The organism is Cupriavidus lacunae, from assembly GCF_003353055.1.
Classification (GTDB): Bacteria; Pseudomonadota; Gammaproteobacteria; order Burkholderiales; family Burkholderiaceae; genus Cupriavidus; species Cupriavidus lacunae.
This window is the reverse complement of sequence record NZ_QKWJ01000021.1, coordinates 83352-102658: the sequence shown is the minus strand read 5'-3', so window position 1 is coordinate 102658 and position 19307 is coordinate 83352. Positions and strand designations below refer to the sequence as shown.

Genomic DNA, 19307 nt, shown 5'->3' with positions numbered 1-19307 from the left:
CTCCCTCTCCCGCTTGCGGGAGAGGGGAGAAAACCGAGGGGTCATTGAAGACAGTCAGACCTAACAAGCGCAGTACTTTCAGGAGACATAGCAATGCTAAGCAAGATCATGCGCCGTATCTTCCCGCTGGCCGCCACCGCCATGGCTGCCATGCTGGCCTCGGGCGCCGCGCTGGCGCAGGAAGTGGTCAAGATCGGCTATACCGGCCCGCTGTCCGGTGGCGCCGCGCTGTATGGCAAGAACGTGCTGTCCGGCGTGCAGATGGCCGTGGACGAGATCAACGCCGCGGGCCTGGAAGTCAAGGGCAAGAAGGTCAAGCTGGAAGTGGTGGCGCTGGACGACAAGTACTCGCCCGCCGAGGCCGCCATCAACGGGCGTCGCCTGGTACAGCAGTACAAGACCCCGGCCGTGTTCGTGCCGCATTCGGGCGGCATCTTCGCGCTGCAGGCCTTCAACGAGCAAGAGAAGTTCCTGGTGATGGCCTACTCGAGCGTGCCGCGCATCACCGATGCCGGCAACCAGCTGACCATCCGCATCCCGCCGGCCTACACCGGCTATATCGAGCCCTTCATCAAGGCGCAGATGAAGCGCTACGGCAAGAACGTGGCACTGGCCCCGGCGGACCATGACTACGCCAAGGCGTGGGTGCAGGCGTTCAAGCCGGCGTGGGAAGCGGCGGGCGGCAAGGTGGTGGCCAACAACCCCATGTCGTACACTAAGGCCACCGACTTCTACAGCGGCGTGTCGCGTGCGATCAGCGAGAAACCGGACGTGATGTTCGTTGGCGGCCCGTCCGAGCCGACCGCGCTGGTGGTCAAGCAGGCGCGCGAACTGGGCTTCAAAGGCGGCTTTATCGTGATGGACCAGGCCAAGATGGATGAGATGGCCAAGGTCACCAATGGCCTCGGCATGCTGGAAGGTTCGATCGGCGTGCTGCCGCTGGTCAACGACAGCCGCCCCGCCACGCAGAACTTCAACGCCAAATACAAGAAGCTGCATGACGGGCGCGATGCCACCACCGAGATGTCGCTGAACTACACCATGGTCTATGCGCTGGCCGGTGCGATGAAGCTCGCCGGCACCACCAGCGACGCCGCGGCAATCCGGGCAAAGATGCCGGATGCGGTCAAGGGCCTGGCCAAGGAGGCCAACCCGAACGAGATCGAAGGCATCGATGCCAAGGGCGGGTCGGTGGCCGACACCGTGGTCGGCTGGGTGCAGAACGGCAAGATCTCGCAGGTGCGCTTGTCGGAACTGGCAAAGTAAGCCTGGCTGAGGCGCCGCCCCACGCGGCGCCGCGCAAACACAAACCCCGGCAGGCCGCGAGGCTTCTTGCCGGGGTTCTTCGTTGTTGCGGGACCGCCGCGGCTACTGCCGGTGATCGCTGTCCCGTCCCTGGCGCGCCTCCATCTGGCTGCGGTCATGCTGCGCGCGTTGCTGTTGCTGTTGCTGCTGTTGCTGCTGTTGCTGCTGGCGCTGCTGGTCTTGCTGGTGACGCTGCTGCTCCTGCATCTGCCGTTGCTGGTCCTGCTGGTGACGCTGCTGCTCCTGCATCGCGCGTTGCTGTTCCTGCGCGGCACGCTGCTGCTCCTGCATGTGGCGCTGCTGCTGTTCCGCCTGCTGGCGCTGCATGGCCTGCTGCCGTTGCTGCTCCTGCATTTGCCGTTGCTGCTCCTGCATTTGCCGCTGCTGCTCCTGCATCTGGCGCTGCTGCGCCATCTGCTGGCGCTGGGCTGCTTCGGCCTGGCGCTGCTGGGCTTCCTGCATTTGCCGCTGTTGCTCCATGCGCTGGCGCTGCATCTCCTGGCCCTGGCGCTGCTGGTCGGCCATCTGGCGCTGTTGATCCACCTGCTGGCGCTGCTGGTCGGCGGACTGCCGCTGCTGCGCCTCGGCCTGGCGCTGCTGGGCCTCCTGCATCTGCCGCTGCTGCTCGAAGCGCTGGCGCTGCATCTCCTGGCCCTGCCGCGGCTGGTCGGCCATCTGGCGCTGGCGATCCACCTGCTGGCGCTGCTGGTCGGCGGACTGCCGCTGCTGGGCTTCGGCCTGGCGCTGCTGAGCCTCCTGCATCTGCCGCTGCTGCTCAAAACGCTGGCGCTGCATTTCCTGCGACTGCAGGCCCGGATCAGGACGCTGCTGCGCTTCGCGTTGCTGGGCTTCCTGCTGTTGCCGCTGCAGCGCCGGCCCCTGCCGCTGCTGCTCGCGCAGTGCGCGCTGCTGTTCCATCTGCTGGCGCTGCAGCGCCTGCTGCTGGTCGTGCTGCATGGCCTGTGACTGCCGTTGCGCGTCGGCCGGTCCGCCCGGCTGGCCCGGCTGGCCAACAAATCCGCGGGCCTCGTCGGGCCGGGCGCTCTGGCCGCGGCCGTTGCCGCGCCAAGGCTCACCCGGGGCGTTGGATATGTTGCGGTCCCCACGATCCGCGCGCGGCTGCGCGGCGATGGCCGCCTGGCTCATGCGCACATCGGGTACCGGCCGCGCGTCGCGTCCGGGCCTGTGTTCGTTGCCGCCGCGCCAGGCAGGGCCCGCGCCCGGCACGACCCCACCCTCGCGCGCAAAGCGGCGGGCCAGGTCGTCCGTGGCCGGCCGGCCCGGCGGGCGGGCGGCGATGGCCTGGCGCTCGAAGCCCTGGCGGGCCTGCGGCGGCAGCGGCCGCATCGGGGCCGATCCCACCAGGCTGCCCTTGACCGGCGCCACCGGCGGCGCACCCCGGGCCTCGCCAGCCGGCAGGTTGCGCCATTCGTCGCGATGCATGCCGCGCGCGGGCCGGCCTTCGACAAAATTGCGTGCGGGCATGCCCGTGATGGCGCCCGGCACGTTGCGGTTGGCATAAGGCGGCGGCCGGCGGTCGCCCATCACGATGTTGTTGACGGTGACCCGGTTGATGCGGGCGACATAGGTCGGGCTGGCCCGGTAGACCGGGCGGTACGTGTCGCGCGGCCCCAGCGGATACCAGGCCACGCCCGGGCCGCCGCCCACGCGCACGTTCCAGTTCGGCCCGCCGGCGCCGACAAAAGCCACCACCGCGGGGGCGTAGCACGGGCGCACGCGCGGCCCGGGCACCCAGCCCCAGCGCGATCCCACATAGGCCCAGCGGCCGTAGTGCGAAGGCGCAAAGCCCCACGGCGCATCATCGATCCAGGTCCAGCCCCACGGTGCGATCCAGGCCCAGTGCCCGGCGCTGTACGGGGCCCAGCCGGCGCTGACCACGCGCGGGAACCAGACCGCGCCGTAGCCGGGGTCTTCCTGCCAGTCGCCGTAGCCGTCCAGCGCGGCATAGCCCGGCATCTCGCGCGGCACATACTGGGCCGACGGTGAAGCGTCTTCGCGCGCGTCGCGCGCCGCGGTCCAGCGGTCGAAGGCGTCCTCCGGCGCGCCGCCGCCGCCGGCATCGGCCAGGTCGGTCCCAGCAAAGCGCATGCGGTCGCCGCGCTGCAGCTCGACCGAGCGGCTGTCGCCGTAGACCACCGCGCTGCCATGGCGCATGGTCACGGTGGTAGTGCTGCCGTCCGGCGCGACGTCCAGCCGGTAATCGCCCGGCTCGCGCGGCACAAAGGCCAGGTTGGGGGTGTCGACTTCCACCGTCTGGCCCGGCGGCAGCGCGCGCACGCGCAACTGCATCGTGCCCTGGGTCAGCTTGACCTGCGTAGCGCTGTCGCCCAGGTTCAGGATGCTGGCGGCGGTGGCGCCGCCCAGCCGCATTGCCACCGTGCCGGCATGCAGTTCGGCGCGCCCGCCCTGGTCCAGCCAGAGCCGGTCGCCGGTGGTCACCGGCCGGTTCAGGCCCGTCGCGGCCCATTCGTCCGACCCGGCGGGCGCAAAGCTGAGGTTGCCGTCGACGGCGGTCAGCGTGGCGATGCGCGAGGAAGGATCGGCTTGCTGGTACTGGCCGTCAGCCGCCGGCGCATCAAGATAAGCCTGGCCGGGGGGGCCGGCGGGAACCTGGGCTAGTGCAGCAGCCGCCACAGCCAGGCCCGCCGCAGCGGCCAGCGCCGTCAGCGCCAGCCGGCTGCGGGGCAGGCCACGAGCGCGGCCGGCGGATTGGGAAGGATCGAACATGGAAGTCAGGATCGGAACTCGGTGCATATCGCGCATAACGCTTCGGGATCGCCCGCCGATGTCAGCGGCTACCCTGATGTCACCATACATGGCCCCGGATGCCGCGGCACGCCTGGCGCCGCAGACTTTGTAAGCACGTATTTCGCCATGTGGCATCGCCATGCAGGCCGGATGGGGATCCCAGGCAGGCTGCGGGCGGGCGGCGGATCAGCGGGCGCTGCGCGCCGGCCGGGTCGCCGTCAAAGGTGGAAACAACTTCGGCAACCGGGCAGGGCCGTGGGAGGGGAACGGACGGTGCAGAGGCGGCTCAGCCGCCGGACTGCCGGCGCAGCATTTCAGTCAGGCGCTCGGCCGGCATCGGGCGGCCGTACAGGTAGCCCTGCGCCTCGTGGCAGCCATTGGCGAGCAGGAAGTCGCGCTGCTCAGTGGTTTCCACGCCTTCGGCCACCACGCCGATGTGCAGGCTGGCACCCACGCTGATCACCGAGCGCACGATGGCCGCGTCGACCGGGTCTTCGGTCACGTTGCGGATAAAGGACTGGTCGATCTTGAGCCGGTCCACCGGGAACGACTTCAGGAAGCTGAGCGACGCGTAGCCCGTGCCGAAGTCATCGCAGGTCAGCGTCACGCCGTCGCGGCGCAGCGCCTGCAGCTGGTCCGCGACCTCGTCGCCCTGCTGCAGCGCGATGGTCTCGGTGATCTCGATCTCCAGGCAGTCGGGCGCCAGCTCCAGCGCGCGCAGCACGTGGCGCACCTCGGTCAGCAGGCGGCTTTCGGCGAGCTGGGCCGCGAACAGGTTGATGGCCACGCGCGGCGGCTGCGCAAACGCCAGCGACCACGCGCGCGCCTGTGCACAGGCCGTCTGCAGCAGCCACATGCCGACATCGCTGGCGATGCTGCTGCCTGCCAGCGCGTCGATAAAGGCGGCGGGCGGCAGCAGGCCGCGGGTCGGATGGCGCCAGCGCATCAGCGCTTCGGCGCCGTGGACGCGGCCGTCGCGCAGGTCGACCTGGGGCTGGTAGAGCAGCTCGAACTGGCGCTGGGCATAGGCTTCGTGCAGCGCCTGCACCAGCGACAGCCGGGTGGTCACGTCCGAGCGCATCTGCGGCTTGAAGAAGCGGATGGTGCGGCCGCCGTCGTGCTTGGCACGGGCCAGCGCCAGGCTGGCGGCGGCCAGCACGTCGGAGCCCTGCTCGCCGGCGGCGGGTGTCACGCAGGCGCCGATGCTGGCCAGCACATGGTGGCGGCGCCCGGCGTGCTCATGCGGGGAGGACAGCATCGACAGGATGGCCGCGCTGACATGGCGCACCAGGGTGGGATCGGCAATGGAAGGCAGCAGCACGCCGAATTCGTCGCTGCCGATGCGGCCGATGGCGGCATCGCGTGGCGAAGCGTCGCGCAGGCGGCGGGCCACGCGCTGCAGGACGATGTCGCCCTCGGCATGGCCATGCATGTCGTTGAAGGCGCGGAAATCGTCGATACCGATCAGCAGCAAAGCAAAGCGGGGCACCGCCTCGCTTTGCAGGCGTGCCTCCAGCCGCTTCAGAAACCCCTGGCGATTGTCAACGCCGGTCAGCGGATCGAGATCCGAGCCTGGCGAGGCGCCAGCCGACTTCGCCCCCGACTTGGCAACCATCCCTGCCCCATCTGTAATTGTCGACATTGTTACCCGCTAGCAATTTAGCAAGTGTGACGAAAACTTGGAAAAAATCAAGCAGTTCCGATATTGGCCCAAACCCCTAGGCGCCGGCGCAACGCCGGTCATCCTGGTGTCGCATTGCGCGTTGAATCGGCTACCGGCTTACAGTACCCTACCGCGCATCGGGCCGTCCCTGCCGCCCTGGCGCCCCTGATTGCCCCCCGAGCGGCGCCCCAGAGGCGGCTTTGCAGGGTAGCGGCCGCTCCTGAACAAGAACATCACCGGGACCTCACCGTGAACGAATGGACCATCCGCACGCGCATTTTGGCAAGCTTCTCGCTGATCCTGCTTGTCATGGCACTGATGGGCGTGGTCGCCTATACCCGGCTGACCGCGATTGAACGCGGAACCACGCTGATGCTGAAGGATGCGCTGCCCGGGCTGAACTACAGCACCGGCATCCGCGGGGTCTGGGGCGAGCGCTACGTGCTGTCGTGGCAGACCGTCAATGCCGCCAACGAGGCCGAGCGCCGCAGCTTCCAGCAACAGAGCCAGGAGGCCGCCAGCCGCCTCGACAAGCTCGAGGAGCAGTACGAGACCTCGATCACGCGCGACGAGGACCGCATCGCCTTCAAGGGCTATCGCGACGTGCGTGCGCGCTACGAACAGGCCGCCCAGGTCCTGACCCGCGAGGGCGAGTGGAATGCCGCCGCCGCCGCGGCGGCGCTGCGCGGCGAAGCGCATGACCGCTGGGTCGAGGCGCGCAAGGCGGTCCAGCACCTGGTGGACGACAACAGCGCGGTCAATGCGCGCGCGGCGCGCGGCATCGACGAAGCCGTCAGCGCGGCCAAGATCGGCATCGAGGCGGCGCTGGTCTTGGCCCTGGTGGTCGCCGTGGTCTGCGGCTACCTGCTGCTGCGCGCGATCACCGTGCCGATGCGGTCGATCGTCAGCCTGCTGACCGGCATTCGCGGCGGCGACCTGCGCCTGCGCATGGCACTGCGCCGCAAGGACGAGTTCCAGGAAGTGGAGGAAGGTTTCAACCAGATGACAGGCGAGCTGACCTCGCTGGTGGGCCAGGCGCAGCGCACCGCGATCCAGGTCACCACCTCGGTCAACGAGATCGCCGCCACGGCGCGCCAGCAGCAGGCCACGGCCACCGAGACCGCGGCCACCACCACGCAGATCGGCGCGACCTCGCGCGAGATCTCGGCCACCGCGCGCGACCTGGTGCGCACCATCCATGAAGTCTCCAGCGCCGCCGAGCAGGCCGCCGGGCTGGCCGGCACCGGGCAGGTAGGCCTGTCGCGCATGGAAGGCACCATGCAGCATGTGATGGATGCCGCCGGCTCGGTCAATGCCAAGCTGGCCACGCTCAACGAGAAGGCCGGCAATATCAACCAGGTGGTGACCACCATCGCCAAGGTGGCCGACCAGACCAACCTGCTGTCGCTGAACGCCGCGATCGAGGCCGAGAAGGCCGGCGAATACGGCCGCGGCTTCGCCGTGGTGGCGACCGAGATCCGGCGCCTGGCCGACCAGACCGCGGTGGCCACCTACGACATCGAGCAGATGGTGCGCGAGATCCAGTCGGCGGTGTCGGCCGGCGTGATGGGCATGGACAAGTTCTCGGAGGAAGTGCGCCGCGGCATGTCCGACGTCACGCAGGTGGGCGACCAGCTGTCGCAGATCATCGCCCAGGTGCAGTCGCTGGCGCCGCGCGTGCTGATGGTCAATGAAGGCATGCAGGCCCAGGCCGGCGGCGCCGAGCAGATCAACCAGGCGCTGATGCAGCTGTCCGAGGCCGCGCAGCAGACGGTGGAGTCGCTGCGCCAGTCGGGCCAGGCCATCGACGAGCTGACGCTGGTCGCCAACGACCTGCGCAGCGGCGTGTCGCGCTTCAAGGTCTAGGCCCCGCCACCAGGGCCTGCACACCGCCGCCATGAAACTCTTCCTGCTGTTCCGCCTCGGCGCTGACCACTACGCGCTCGATGCCGCCGAGGTGGCCGAGGTGCTGCCGCTCACGCGCCTGAAGCAGATTCCCGGCGCGCCGGCGTGGGTGGCGGGCCTGATGGAACGGCGCGGCCAGCCGGTGCCGGTGATCGACCTGCCCGCGCTGGCCACCGGCGTGCCGGCGGCGCTGCGCACCAGCACGCGCACGGTGCTGGTCCACTACCGGCGCCATGGCGGCGAGCCCGGCCGGCTGCTCGGCCTGCGCCTGGAATCCGCCACGCAGACGCTGCGTTGCCCGCCAGAGTCGTTCGTCGACGGCGGCATCGCCGGCGCCAGCCCGCGCTACCTGGGGCCCGTGCGCAACGACGCGCGCGGCCTGGTGCAATGGGTCCGGGTCGAGGCCCTGCTGCCGGACGAGGTCCATGCCATGCTGTTCGCCGACACCGCCGCGGAGGCCGCGCCATGAGCACTGCCGAGCACATCGAGGCCCTGCTGAAGGCGCGCATCGGCCTGGATGCCGGCGCCATCGGCACCGGCGCGGTGGCGCGCGCCGTGCGCGAACGCCAGCAGGCACGGCAGGCGCCCGACACCCAGGCGTACTGGGACCTGCTGCAAGGCACCGCCGACGAATTCCAGGCGCTGATCGAGGCCGTGGTGGTGCCGGAGACCTGGTTCTTCCGTCATCGCGAAGCCTTGCTGGCGCTGGGCCGCTTTGCCGCCGAGCGTGCCTTTGCCGACAGCCGGCGCACGCTGCGCCTGCTGAGCCTGCCCTGCTCCACCGGCGAAGAGCCTTATTCGATCGCCATGGCGCTGCTCGATGCCGGCGTGCCACCCGGGCGCTTCTATATCGACGCGGTGGACATCAGCGCCCGCGCGCTGGCCCGCGCGCGCCAGGGCGAATACGGCGCCAATGCCTTCCGCAGCGCACCGCTCGATTTCCGCGACCGCTATTTCACCGCCACGCCCACCGGCTACGTGCTGGATGCGCGCGTGCGCGCGCAGGTGCGGCTGCTGCAGGGCAACCTGGTCGAGCCCGGCCTGCTGGCGGGCGAGCCGCCCTATGACTTTGTGTTCTGCCGCAACCTGCTGATCTACTTCGACGCACCCGGGCAACGGCAAGCGGTGCAGACGCTGGCGCGCCTGACCCTGGCCGACGGCCTGCTCTTCGTCGGACCTGCCGAGGCCAGCGTGCTGAGCGCGCAAGGACTGGAGCCGGTCGGCATGCCGCTGACCTTTGCCTTTCGCAAGCCGGCCCCCTCGGCACCGCGAGCAGGCGCCCCGGCCTGTCCCCCTGTGCATACCACGCAGCCGCCCCGCATGGCAGCCCCGCCGCGGCTGCCCATGCCACCGGCCTCGTTGCGCCGTGCCGCCGTGCGTGCGCCCACGGCAGCGGCACGCCCGGCCGCGGCCGATGCGCGCCGCGAGGCGCTGGCCGGCATCGCGGCCCTGGCCGACCGCGGCGAACTGGAGGCGGCCACCGCCGCGTGCCTGGCGCTGCTCGACCGGGCCGCGCCGGATGTCGCTGCCGATGCCGACGCCTATTGCATGCTCGGCGTGCTGCACGACGCCGCCGGCCGCGCCGCGCAGGCGCACGCCGCCTACCGCAAGGCGCTGTACCTGGACCCGGCGCACCAGGAAAGCCTGTATCACCTGGCCGCGCTGCTCGATACCGAAGGCGACCATGACGGCGCCACGCGCCTGCGCCAGCGCGCGCAGCGCCACACCCGCAAGCACCATGGCTGAGATCCAGGCCCCTCTTTTAGCCACCCCTTCAGCTACCACTCCGGCCACCCTTGTGCGCACGCAAGGCATCGACGACTGCTGGCGGCGCATCGGCGTGCGCGGCGACGGCACCTGCCCGGCGCTGGCCGAGCATGCCCACTGCCGCAACTGCCCGACCTATGCGCAGGCCGCCGCCATGCTGCTGGACGCCCAACAGCTGGAACAGGCGCTGCAGGAACTGCCGGAGGCGGCCAGCCTCAGTCGTGACGACCAGGAGGCAGCCGCGGAACGCGGCGCCGCGCTGGCCTGCCTGGTATTCCGTATCGGCGATGAATGGCTGGCGCTGCCGACCGCCGCGTTGGGCGAAGTCACCGCACCCTGCCTGGTCCATTCGCTGCCGCACCGGCGCGATGCCGCCATGCTGGGGCTGGCCGCGGTGCGCGGCAACCTGCTGGCCTGCCTGTCGCTGGCACGGCTGTTCGCGGTCGACGCGGCCCACGGCGACGGCAATGCCAGCGGCAGCCGCTTCCTGATCCTCGGCCAGGGCCGCGCCGCGATCGCGCTGCCGGTGGCCGAGGTGGCCGGCATCGCCCGCGTGCCCAGGGCCGCGCTGCTGCCGCTGCCCGCCACCATGGCGCGTGCCTCGGCGCGCTATACGCAGGCGCTGTTTCTCGACCAGGGCCGCAGCGTCGGGCTGCTCGACGCCGCGCAGGTGCGCCAGGCGCTGGCACGGAGCCTGGCATGAATCCCGAGCAATTGCGCGACGCCTCGCTGCTCGAGCTGTTCGCGCTCGAAGCCGATTCCCAGGTCGAAATCCTCAATGCCGGGCTGCTGGCGCTGGAGCGCAACCCGGGCGCGCCCGAGCAGCTGGAGGCATGCATGCGCGCGGCCCACTCGCTCAAGGGCGCTGCCCGCATCGTCGGGCTCGATGGCGGCGTGCGGGTGGCGCATGCGATGGAGGACTGCCTGGTCGCGGCCCAGGGCGGCATGCCGCTGAGCGCCGCGCATATCGATGCGCTGCTGCAAGGCACGGACCTGCTGCTGCGCATCGGCCATCCGCCCGGCGGCGACCCGGGCTGGGCCGACCACGCCGGCCGCGCCCAGATCGATGCGGTGATACAGCGGCTGGGCTCGCTCGATGGTGGCGCTGCGCCCCCCGAGACACCCATGGCGCCAGCGCCCGAGCCAGCACCGGCCCTGGCGCCGGACGCCGAGCCCGCGGCGCCAGCCCCGCTGGCCAGGCAGGCCGAGGACCCCCACGAGCGCATGCTGCGCGTCAATGCCGATGCGCTCGACCAGTTGCTGGCGCTGTCGGGCGAGGCCATGGTCGAATCGCACTGGCTGCGCCCCTTCGGCAAGTCGCTGCAGAAGGCCCGGCGGCAGCAGGCACGCGCGCTGCGCGCCACCGACACGCTGCAGCAGACCCTGCACGATGCGCTGGATGGCAATGGCGTGGGTGCGGCACAGGCGGCACAGGCCGCGCTGGCCGAGCTGCGCCAGTTGCTGGACGATGGCCAGCAACAGCTGGCCGCACGGCTGGAGGAATTCGACCAGTACGACCATCGCGCCACGCGGCTGGCACGCCGGCTCTATGACAGCGCGCTGGCCTCGCGCATGCGCCCGCTGTCCGATGGGCTGACCGGCTACGCGCGCATGGTGCGCGACCTCGGCCGCTCCCTGGGCAAGCCGGTGCACCTGGAACTGGCCGGCGCCGGCACGCAGGTCGACCGCGACATCCTGGAAGCCCTGGACGCGCCGCTGGCGCACCTGCTGCGCAACGCGGTCGACCACGGCATCGAACCGCCCGAAGTGCGCCTGGCGCAGGGCAAGCCGGTGGAGGGCTGCGTCACGCTGCAGGCGCGCCACAACGCGGGCCGGCTGCTGATCGAGATCTTTGACGACGGCGCGGGCGTCGACCTGGAAGCGCTGCGGCGCGCCATCGTGCGGCGGCGGCTGGCCTCGGAAGATACCGCGGCGCGAATGTCGCAGGCCGAGTTGCTCGACTTCCTGCTGCTGCCGGGTTTCAGCATGCGCGACACCGTCTCCGAGGTCTCCGGGCGTGGCGTTGGCCTCGATGCCGTGCAGGAGATGGTGCGCCGCGTGCGCGGCAGCCTGCGCCTGACGCAGCAGCCGGGGCAAGGCCTGCACTTCTGGCTGGAGCTGCCACTGACCTTGTCGGTGGTACGCACGCTGCTGGTGGAGGTCGCGGGCGAGGCCTATGCCTTCCCGCTGGGCCGCGTGCTGCGTGCAACCTCGGTGGCGCGCAGCGAGATCGAACAGACCGAGGGCCACCAGCATTTCCGCCACGAAGGCCGCGCCATCGGGCTGGTCAGCGCGGCGCAGGTGCTGCAGCGCCCCGAGACCGACGCCGCCAGTGAGCGCGAGCAAGTGCCGGTGGTGGTCATCGGCGAGGCCGAGCGCATCTATGGCCTTGCCGTCGACCGCATGCTGGGCGAGCGCCTGCTGGTGGTGCAGCCGCTGCCCGCGGCGCTGGGCAAGGTCCGCGACATCGCCGCCGGCAGCCTGACCGACGATGGCACGCCGGTGCTGATCTTCGATGTCGAGGACGTGATCCGCTCGGTGGAGAAGCTGGTGTCCGAAGGCCGCATCGAAGGTGTGCGCCAGGTGGCCGCGGCCAGCGTGCAGGCGCGCGCGCGGCGGGTGCTGGTGGTGGATGACTCGCTCACCGTGCGCGAGCTGCAGCGCAAGCTGCTGGCCGGGCGCGGCTATGATGTGGCGGTGGCGGTCGACGGCATGGACGGCTGGAACGTGCTGCGCGCCGAGCCCTTCGACCTGGTCATCACCGACATCGACATGCCGCGCATGGACGGCATCGAGCTGGTGCGCAGGATCCGGCAGGACGCCGCGCTGCGGCAGCTGCCGGTGATGGTGGTGTCGTACAAGGACCGCGAACAGGACCGCCAGCGCGGCCTGGAGGCCGGCGCGGACTATTATCTGGCCAAGGGCAGTTTCCACGACGCCGCGTTGCTCGACGCGGTCCAGGACCTGATCGGCGAGGCACGTCCATGAAAATCGGCATCGTCAACGACTCGCCGCTTGCGGTAGCCGCACTGCGCCGCGCGCTTGCGCTGGATCCGTCGTTCGAGATCGCATGGGTCGCCGGCGACGGCGAACAGGCGGTGCAGATGGCCGCGCGCCAGACCCCGGACCTGATCCTGATGGACCTGCTGATGCCGGTCATGGACGGGGTCGAGGCCACGCGCCGGATCATGGCCGCCACCCCCTGCGCGATCGTGGTGGTGACCATGGACCTGGGCCGCAATGCCTCGCAGGTCTTCGACGCCATGGGCCATGGCGCCATTGACGCGGTCGACACCCCCACGCTGGCCGAAGCCGATGCGCAGCTTGCCGCCGGGCCGCTGCTGCGCAAGCTGCGCAATATCGGCCGCCTGCTGTCCGGCCGGTTGACCCCCCAGCACACGCTGACGGCGGCCCCGCGCGCCGTCGCCGCGCCGCGGCTGGTGGCGATCGGCGCCTCCGCCGGCGGCCCGGCCGCGCTGGCCGCCCTGCTGGGCGCGCTGCCGGCGGACTTCGGTGCCGCGGTGGTCGCCGTGCAGCATGTGGACGAGGCCTTTGCCGCCGGCATGGCCGACTGGCTCGACGGACAATGCGCGCTGCCGGTGCGCGTTGCCCGCGCCGGCGACACGCCCAAGGCCGGCACCGTCCTGCTGGCGGGCACCAACGACCACCTGCGCCTGGCCAGCCCCACGCGCATGGCCTACACCGAGCAGCCCAGCGACTACCTGTACCGCCCCTCCATCGACGTGTTCTTCGAAAGCGTGGTGGAGCACTGGCGCGGCGACGTGGTCGGCGTGCTGCTCACCGGCATGGGCCGCGACGGCGCGCTGGGCCTGAAGGCGATGCGCGATCGCGGCTTCCTGACCATCGCCCAGGACCGCGCCACCAGCGCCGTGTACGGCATGCCCAAGGCCGCCGCTGCCATGGGCGCGGCCGCGGAGATCCTGCCGCTGCCGCGCATCGCCCCACGGCTGGTGCAGGCATGCGGCCACGCGGCACTGTCCTGAGCCAGCCCGACAGAATGCAATGGGTCCCGGCCGGCACGGGACCGTCACACCCAGGAACTGAACATGCAACCCGAATCCCCCAACCAACCCGCAGCGCCTGCTCCGGTGCCGGCCCCCGACAGGCAAGACTACCTCGCCATGGTGCTGCTGGTGGACGACCAGGCCATGGTCGGAGAAGCCGTGCGCCGCGCGCTCTCCACCGAGTCCGATATCGATTTCCACTACTGCTCGCAGCCCGACGAAGCGGTGGCGGTGGCGCAGCGCACCAAGCCCACCGTGATCCTGCAGGACCTGGTGATGCCGGGCGTGGACGGCCTGACGCTGGTGCGGCGCTATCGCGATAACCCCGCCACGCGCGATATCCCGATCATCGTGCTGTCGACCAAGGAAGAAGCCGCGACCAAGGGCGCGGCGTTTGCCGCTGGCGCCAACGACTACCTGGTCAAGCTGCCCGACAGCATCGAGCTGATTGCGCGCATCCGCTACCACTCGCGCTCGTACCTGAACCAGCTGCAGCGCGACGAAGCCTACCGCGCGCTGCGGCAAAGCCAGCAGCAACTGCTCGAAACCAACCTGGAGTTGCAGCGGCTGACCAACTCGGACGGCCTGACCAGCTTGTCCAACCGGCGTTATTTCGATGAATACCTCGGCGCGGAATGGCGCCGTGCGCTGCGCGAGCGAACCCAGCTGGCGCTGCTGATGATCGACGTCGATGCGTTCAAGGCCTACAACGACACCTACGGCCACGTCGCCGGTGACGAGGTGCTGCGCCGCGTGGCCTCGGTGATTCGCGACAATTGCACGCGTGCCACCGACCTGCCCGCGCGCTTCGGCGGCGAGGAATTCGCCATGGTGCTGCCCTTGACCTCACCGGGCGGCGTGCGCCTGCTGGCCGAGAAGGTCCGGCGTGCCGTGCAGGCGCTGGCCATCACGCACAGCGGTTCGCTCACCGCCGACTGCGTCACGGTCAGCATCGGCGGTGCCGTGCTGGTGCCCCAGCCCGACGAGCCCTCGAGCCGGCTGGTGGAAGCGGCCGATACCGGCCTCTACCAGGCCAAGCGCAATGGCCGCAACCAGGTCGTGATGGTCTAGATACTATGAAGGGCCGCGGAGGTAAGCCCCCTGGAGTAAAACGAAGATTCCAAGTCTCGTTTCTCGAGGAGCACGCAAATGGACGCGCCTGACACAGCCCTTCACGGGCAGAATACGACGATCACTGGCTGGCTGTACATAGCCTTCGAACTGGGCGACAAGAGCTGGAAGCTGTCGCTGGGCGACGGCGTGCGCGGGCCGAGCCGATGCTCGGTGGCGGCCGGTGACATGACATCGGTCCTGACAGCAATTGCCAAGGCCAAAGCCCGGTGTCATCTGCCCGCCGATGCGCCGGTGCGCTCCTGCTATGAAGCCGGCCGCGACGGTTTTTGGCTGCACCGCTGGCTCAGCACACACGGCATCGTCAATCTGGTGGTCGATTCCGCCAGTATCGAAGTGAACCGGCGGGCGCGCCGTGCGAAGACCGACCGGCTCGACAGCGACAAGCTGTTGTCGATGCTGATGCGTTACTACGCGGGCGAGCGGCGGGTGTGGGCAGTCGCGCGGGTCCCAACCGAAGAGCAGGAAGATGAGCGGCGCGTGCATCGCGAGCTCGGGCGCCTGCGCCAGGAGCGCACCGCCCACAGCAACCGGATCCGCTCGCTACTGGTCTTGCACAACCTGCGGCCCGAGCACATCGGTGGGCGCTCGTGGGCATGCTGGTGGGCCCAGCATGCTGCGCAGCTCTTGCCAAGTTTGCGCGCCGAGATTGAACGCGAGTTCGAGCGGCTGTTACTCGTCGCCAAGCAGATCAGGACACTGGAGACGCTCCAGAACCACCAAGTTCACGGCGGTACACAACCCGCGATCGCTGTGCTGACACGGCTTGCAGGTATCGGCACTGGCAGTGCATGGACCCTGGTCAAGGAACTGTTTGGCTGGCGGCAGTTCCACAATCGCCGTGAACTCGCCGGCTGCCTGGGCCTGGCGCCGACCCCTTACGCAAGCGGCACCAGCGAAGTCGAACAGGGCATCAGCAAGGCGGGCAACAAACGGGTGCGCTGGCTGCTGGTGGAACTCGCGTGGAGCTGGTTGCGCTTTCAGCCGGCGAGCCAGTTGAGCCAATGGTTTAGGCAACGATTTGCCGGTGCCGGGAAGCGAGCGCGACGCATCGGCATTGTCGCGCTCGCTCGCCGCCTGGCGATCGTACTGTGGCGCTACCTGGAGTATGGCGAGATTCCGCTCGGGGCAAGGCTCAAGTCGCTCCGCAGCAACGCCGTCGTGAGCTGAGTGAACTGAGGAGTGAGCTGAGTGAGCGTCAGTCGACGAACGGTTTGAAGGTTAGCGCGCCCGGACAGTAAGAGGGTTACCCCACGGATAACCGTAGTTTTAGATGGGGCGCGTCGGTAAGGGAGTGTTCCAGCGCTTCGGCGCATGCGGTATGTGGTGACCGGCCCCGGCGCCGGCACGGATAGAAGTTGGACCGGGCAACTGCCCCGGTATCAGACACTCCGACCTCCATCCCGTTGCAGTCACGGGATATTGAAAGGACACCAAACTGAGACCACGTGCCTTTGCTGGGCAAGTTACCCACCGCTGGTCCAGCGTCGTGGTCGTGACGGGCGACCCGCTGACCAGCCGTGGATAACTTGCAGCACGTCTCAACAGGAGATAACTGCCCAACGAAAAACACAGCAGTAGGTGCTTGACTTTCAACGCCCCATAGAAGGGTCTGTTCCTGATTCCCCGCCATCAGGACAGCGCGGCGCCAGCCGCGCCACCCCTCACACGTCACTTCTGTCGGAATCGTCCGACATCGGATTCGGATGCAGGCACCTGCCTGCTCCCGGCCTTACTACCTATCGTTGCATCACAGCGAGCGTATTTGCCGCACCTCTAAGGCATGCGCCGCCGCATCTGAACTCTGCCCCCGCAACCATGCCGCGCAGTGCGCGGCGGCGCGCCGGCAAGTCCAAACACCAACGAACAGAGGTGACACATGTTCCGATCCAAGACCAGTCTTATCTTCGGCCTGGCGCTGGCCGCTGCCACCGTCCTGTCGGCCTGTGGCGGCGGAGACGACAGCATCGGTGCCCGCATCGGCGTCAGCGAGCCCACCGTGCGGGTGATTCATGCCATTACCGGCGGGCCCAATGTGGATGTGCTGCAGAACGGCGCCAGGACAAGCCTGCTGAACGAGCCCTACAAGTTTGTCTCGAAGTACTTCAACGTGGACGAGGGTAGCCAGACGTTTTCGTTCAACGTTGCCAACACGGCAACCGAACTCGGCAGGACCACGGTCAGCACGCACACCGGCCACAAGTACACGGTGGTGGCCCTGCCTGGTGCAACGGCGGCAGACGTGCTACAGATCGACGATCCGTTCGAAAAGGGCCTGCTCTCGGACAAGGCGCGCGTGCGCAGCCTGAACGCATCGTTCAATGCGCAGAATGTCGATATCTACCTGACCGTCCCGGCCGCTGACCTGGCCGCGGCAACGCCCACCTTTGCCGCAGTTGCGTACAAGTCCGCGGTACCTGCATCGGGCAGCGACTCGATCAACGTGAACGGCGGCACCTATCGCCTGCGCATCACCACGGCCGGCACCAAGACCGTCATCTTTGACTCGGGCGCGCTGACGCTGGCCGATAATGCAGACTGGCTGATCACTACCATCCCGGTCGACGGCATTGGCGCAGCGATACCTAACAAGATCAAGGTGCTGGTTGCCCGCGGCGACGACGAGTCGCAAGCTGGTCTTGAGCTCGTGACGCAATAACAGCGTGCTTGCATCTGCCTGCGGCAGGCGGGCAGCGTGCAAGAGGCCGGTCCGAAGGACCGGCCTCTTTTTGTTTGGGGCGAGGCGGCTGACCGCCTCTACTTTTCTTGCTCCGGCTCCAGCTCCGCCTTCAGCACAGCCAGCTGGGCCATATAGGCCTCCAGCTCCGCCCGCCCTTGCTCAGTGATGCAATACACGCGGCCGCTGCCCTCGACCAGTTCGGCCGTGATGGCCCGCGCGATCATCAGGCTGCGCAGGATCGGCCGCAGCGAGCGGATATTCTTGTCGATGCCGCGCTCGCGCAAGCGGTCGACGAGGCTCAGGACGGTGGACGGGCTCGACTGGACGAGCTTGAGCACATAGATACGTGAGAAAAACCGGTCAAAGGTAGGCGGTTTCATGGGCGCTGTCGGCGCACCCGATGGTGCGGGAATCGTGATCATCATGCGCAGCCCATGACTGCTGCCGCAGTCGGGCACTCTCTGTCGTCAGAAGAAAAACGGGGTGCACGAAGGCACCCCGAATGCTTGCGTTGTGTGCGCCGTTGCTGACGGCGCAATTGCGGGGCCTCCGGCCGCTATTCTTCCTGGAACGCTTCTTCGCGCTTGGCCTTGATCGAAGGCAGAGCCACCACCGCCACCAGTGCCGCGGCTGCAATCAGCAGGCCCATCGACAGCGGACGCGTCACGAACACGGTGAAGTCACCACGCGACAGCAACAGCGAGCGGCGGAAGTTCTCTTCCATCATCGGCCCCAGCACGAAGCCGAGCAGCAGCGGTGCGGGTTCGCACTTGAGCTTCAGGAACAGGTAGCCGATGATGCCGAAGCCAGCCGCCATGAACACGTCGAAGGTCTGGTTGTTGACCGAGTACACGCCAATGCCGCAGAACACGAGAATGGCCGGATACAGGAAGCGGTACGGCACGGTCAGCAGCTTCACCCACACGCCGATCATCGGCAGGTTCAGGATGATGAGCATCAGGTTGCCGATCCACATCGAGGCGATCAGGCCCCAGAACAGCGCCGGGTTGCTGGTCATCACCTGCGGGCCGGGCTGGATGTTGTGGATGGTCATCGCACCCACCATCAGCGCCATCACCGCGTTGGGCGGAATGCCCAGCGTCAGCAGCGGGATGAAGGAGGTCTGCGCCGCGGCGTTGTTGGCCGATTCCGGACCCGCCACGCCTTCAATTGCGCCCTTGCCGAACTCATGCGAGTACTTCGAGGTCTTCTTTTCCAGCGAGTAGGCCGCGAACGACGCCAGCGCCGCACCGCCGCCCGGCAGGATGCCCAGCGCCGAACCCAGGAACGTGCCGCGCAGCACGGCCGGGATCATGCGCTTGAAGTCTTCCTTGGTTGGCCACAGGTTCGTCACGCTGTCGGTGAACGTCTCACGGGCTTCCTTCTGCTCCAGGTTCGCGATGATTTCCGCGAAGCCGAACATGCCCATGGCCAGCGCCACGAAGTCGATGCCGTCGGTCAGTTCCGGCACGTCGAACGAGAAGCGCGCGGCGCCCGAGTTCACGTCGGTGCCGATGAGCCCCATCAGCAGGCCCAGCACGATCATCGCCACGGCCTTCGGCAGCGAGCCGGAAGCCAGCACCACGGCTCCGATCAGGCCCAGCACCATCAGCGAGAAGTACTCGGAAGGGCCGAACTTGAATGCCAGTTCCGACAGCGGCGTGGCAAAGGCGGCCAGGATCAGCGTAGCCACGCAGCCGGCAAAGAACGAACCGAGACCGGCAGTGGCCAGTGCCACGCCCGCTCGCCCTCGCCTTGCCATCTGGTAGCCGTCAATGGTTGTCACCACCGACGACGATTCGCCCGGCAGGTTCACCAGGATGGCGGTGGTCGAGCCGCCATACTGTGCGCCGTAGTAAATGCCGGCCAGCATGATCAGCGCGGCCACCGGCGGCAGCGTATAGGTCACCGGCAGCAGCATGGCGATGGTGGCCAGCGGCCCCAGGCCCGGCAGCACGCCGATCAGGGTACCCAGCACGCAGCCCAGGAAGGCGTAGGCAAGGTTTTGCAGCGACAGCGCCGTGGAGAATCCCAGCGCGAGGTGATCAAGCAATTCCATTCT

At 68.8% G+C, this 19307-nt stretch carries 14 protein-coding genes; 10 read left to right on the top strand and 4 right to left on the bottom strand.

Features of this window, described 5'->3' with window-relative positions:
* Positions 1–93 precede the first annotated feature (93 nt).
* Positions 94–1266 (top strand): ABC transporter substrate-binding protein, encoded by a 1173-nt coding sequence (locus DN412_RS18325; RefSeq protein ID WP_115212897.1) that lies wholly within the window; start codon positions 94–96, stop codon positions 1264–1266.
* A 102-nt stretch (positions 1267–1368) separates the two neighbouring features.
* On the opposite strand, the gene DN412_RS18320 is transcribed toward DN412_RS18325, so the two are convergent.
* Entirely contained in the window at positions 1369–4053 is a 2685-nt protein-coding gene (locus tag DN412_RS18320; RefSeq protein ID WP_115212917.1) for a DUF6600 domain-containing protein, read from the bottom strand.
* 307 nt (positions 4054–4360) lie between these two features.
* Complete coding sequence (locus tag DN412_RS18315) at positions 4361–5689, bottom strand: putative bifunctional diguanylate cyclase/phosphodiesterase (protein ID WP_115212896.1); 1329 nt, start codon at positions 5687–5689, stop codon at positions 4361–4363.
* Between the two features lie 297 nt (positions 5690–5986).
* Here DN412_RS18315 and DN412_RS18310 point away from each other — a divergent pair, with 297 nt between their 5' ends.
* The 9 genes from DN412_RS18310 to DN412_RS18270 all read left to right on the top strand — a co-directional run bounded on the left by DN412_RS18310 (position 5987) and on the right by DN412_RS18270 (position 17224).
* Complete coding sequence (locus tag DN412_RS18310; RefSeq protein ID WP_115212895.1) at positions 5987–7603, top strand: methyl-accepting chemotaxis protein; 1617 nt, start codon at positions 5987–5989, stop codon at positions 7601–7603.
* A gap of 31 nt (positions 7604–7634) precedes the next feature.
* Positions 7635–8111 carry a chemotaxis protein CheW gene (locus DN412_RS18305; protein ID WP_115212894.1) on the top strand — a complete coding sequence of 159 codons (477 nt, stop codon included), beginning with the start codon at positions 7635–7637 and terminating at the stop codon, positions 8109–8111.
* Positions 8108–9388, top strand: coding sequence for a CheR family methyltransferase (locus DN412_RS18300; protein ID WP_115212893.1), 1281 nt, complete (start codon positions 8108–8110; stop codon positions 9386–9388). Before DN412_RS18305 ends, DN412_RS18300 begins: the two co-directional genes overlap by 4 nt.
* Positions 9381–10112 (top strand): chemotaxis protein CheW, encoded by a 732-nt coding sequence (locus DN412_RS18295; protein ID WP_115212916.1) that lies wholly within the window; start codon positions 9381–9383, stop codon positions 10110–10112. The genes DN412_RS18300 and DN412_RS18295 overlap by 8 nt, the downstream gene beginning before the upstream one ends.
* Positions 10109–12397 (top strand): hybrid sensor histidine kinase/response regulator, encoded by a 2289-nt coding sequence (locus tag DN412_RS18290; protein WP_115212892.1) that lies wholly within the window; start codon positions 10109–10111, stop codon positions 12395–12397. The genes DN412_RS18295 and DN412_RS18290 overlap by 4 nt, the downstream gene beginning before the upstream one ends.
* Positions 12394–13413: a chemotaxis response regulator protein-glutamate methylesterase gene (gene cheB / locus DN412_RS18285; RefSeq protein WP_115212891.1), complete on the top strand. Its 1020-nt coding sequence runs from the start codon at positions 12394–12396 to the stop codon at positions 13411–13413. The genes DN412_RS18290 and cheB overlap by 4 nt, the downstream gene beginning before the upstream one ends.
* A gap of 63 nt (positions 13414–13476) precedes the next feature.
* Entirely contained in the window at positions 13477–14505 is a 1029-nt protein-coding gene (locus DN412_RS18280; protein WP_279635207.1) for a diguanylate cyclase, read from the top strand.
* Between the two features lie 78 nt (positions 14506–14583).
* Positions 14584–15735 carry an IS110 family RNA-guided transposase gene (locus DN412_RS18275; RefSeq protein ID WP_115212889.1) on the top strand — a complete coding sequence of 384 codons (1152 nt, stop codon included), beginning with the start codon at positions 14584–14586 and terminating at the stop codon, positions 15733–15735.
* Between the two features lie 709 nt (positions 15736–16444).
* Positions 16445–17224, top strand: a complete 780-nt coding sequence (locus DN412_RS18270) for a DUF4397 domain-containing protein (RefSeq protein WP_115212888.1) — start codon at positions 16445–16447, stop codon at positions 17222–17224.
* Between the two features lie 98 nt (positions 17225–17322).
* Here DN412_RS18270 and DN412_RS18265 read toward each other — a convergent pair whose 3' ends face one another.
* Both DN412_RS18265 and DN412_RS18260 read right to left on the bottom strand, forming a co-directional pair.
* Positions 17323–17625: a helix-turn-helix transcriptional regulator gene (locus DN412_RS18265; RefSeq protein WP_115212887.1), complete on the bottom strand. Its 303-nt coding sequence runs from the start codon at positions 17623–17625 to the stop codon at positions 17323–17325.
* A 176-nt stretch (positions 17626–17801) separates the two neighbouring features.
* Positions 17802–19304 (bottom strand): tripartite tricarboxylate transporter permease, encoded by a 1503-nt coding sequence (locus tag DN412_RS18260; RefSeq protein ID WP_115212886.1) that lies wholly within the window; start codon positions 19302–19304, stop codon positions 17802–17804.
* Between the last annotated feature and the right edge of the window lie 3 nt (positions 19305–19307).

Excerpts from the sequence above, each read along its gene's own strand:
- DN412_RS18295 (WP_115212916.1), top strand. The coding sequence starts at position 9,381 with ATGGCTGAGATCCAGGCCCCTCTTTTAGCCACCCCTTCAGCTACCACT.
- cheB (WP_115212891.1), top strand. The coding sequence starts at position 12,394 with ATGAAAATCGGCATCGTCAACGACTCGCCGCTTGCGGTAGCCGCACTG.
- DN412_RS18325 (WP_115212897.1), top strand. The coding sequence starts at position 94 with ATGCTAAGCAAGATCATGCGCCGTATCTTCCCGCTGGCCGCCACCGCC.
- DN412_RS18290 (WP_115212892.1), top strand. The coding sequence starts at position 10,109 with ATGAATCCCGAGCAATTGCGCGACGCCTCGCTGCTCGAGCTGTTCGCG.
- DN412_RS18275 (WP_115212889.1), top strand. The coding sequence starts at position 14,584 with ATGGACGCGCCTGACACAGCCCTTCACGGGCAGAATACGACGATCACT.
- DN412_RS18260 (WP_115212886.1), bottom strand. The coding sequence starts at position 19,304 with ATGGAATTGCTTGATCACCTCGCGCTGGGATTCTCCACGGCGCTGTCG.
- DN412_RS18315 (WP_115212896.1), bottom strand. The coding sequence starts at position 5,689 with ATGGTTGCCAAGTCGGGGGCGAAGTCGGCTGGCGCCTCGCCAGGCTCG.
- DN412_RS18270 (WP_115212888.1), top strand. The coding sequence starts at position 16,445 with ATGTTCCGATCCAAGACCAGTCTTATCTTCGGCCTGGCGCTGGCCGCT.
- DN412_RS18300 (WP_115212893.1), top strand. The coding sequence starts at position 8,108 with ATGAGCACTGCCGAGCACATCGAGGCCCTGCTGAAGGCGCGCATCGGC.
- DN412_RS18305 (WP_115212894.1), top strand. The coding sequence starts at position 7,635 with ATGAAACTCTTCCTGCTGTTCCGCCTCGGCGCTGACCACTACGCGCTC.
- DN412_RS18265 (WP_115212887.1), bottom strand. The coding sequence starts at position 17,625 with ATGAAACCGCCTACCTTTGACCGGTTTTTCTCACGTATCTATGTGCTC.
- DN412_RS18320 (WP_115212917.1), bottom strand. The coding sequence starts at position 4,053 with ATGTTCGATCCTTCCCAATCCGCCGGCCGCGCTCGTGGCCTGCCCCGC.
- DN412_RS18280 (WP_279635207.1), top strand. The coding sequence starts at position 13,477 with ATGCAACCCGAATCCCCCAACCAACCCGCAGCGCCTGCTCCGGTGCCG.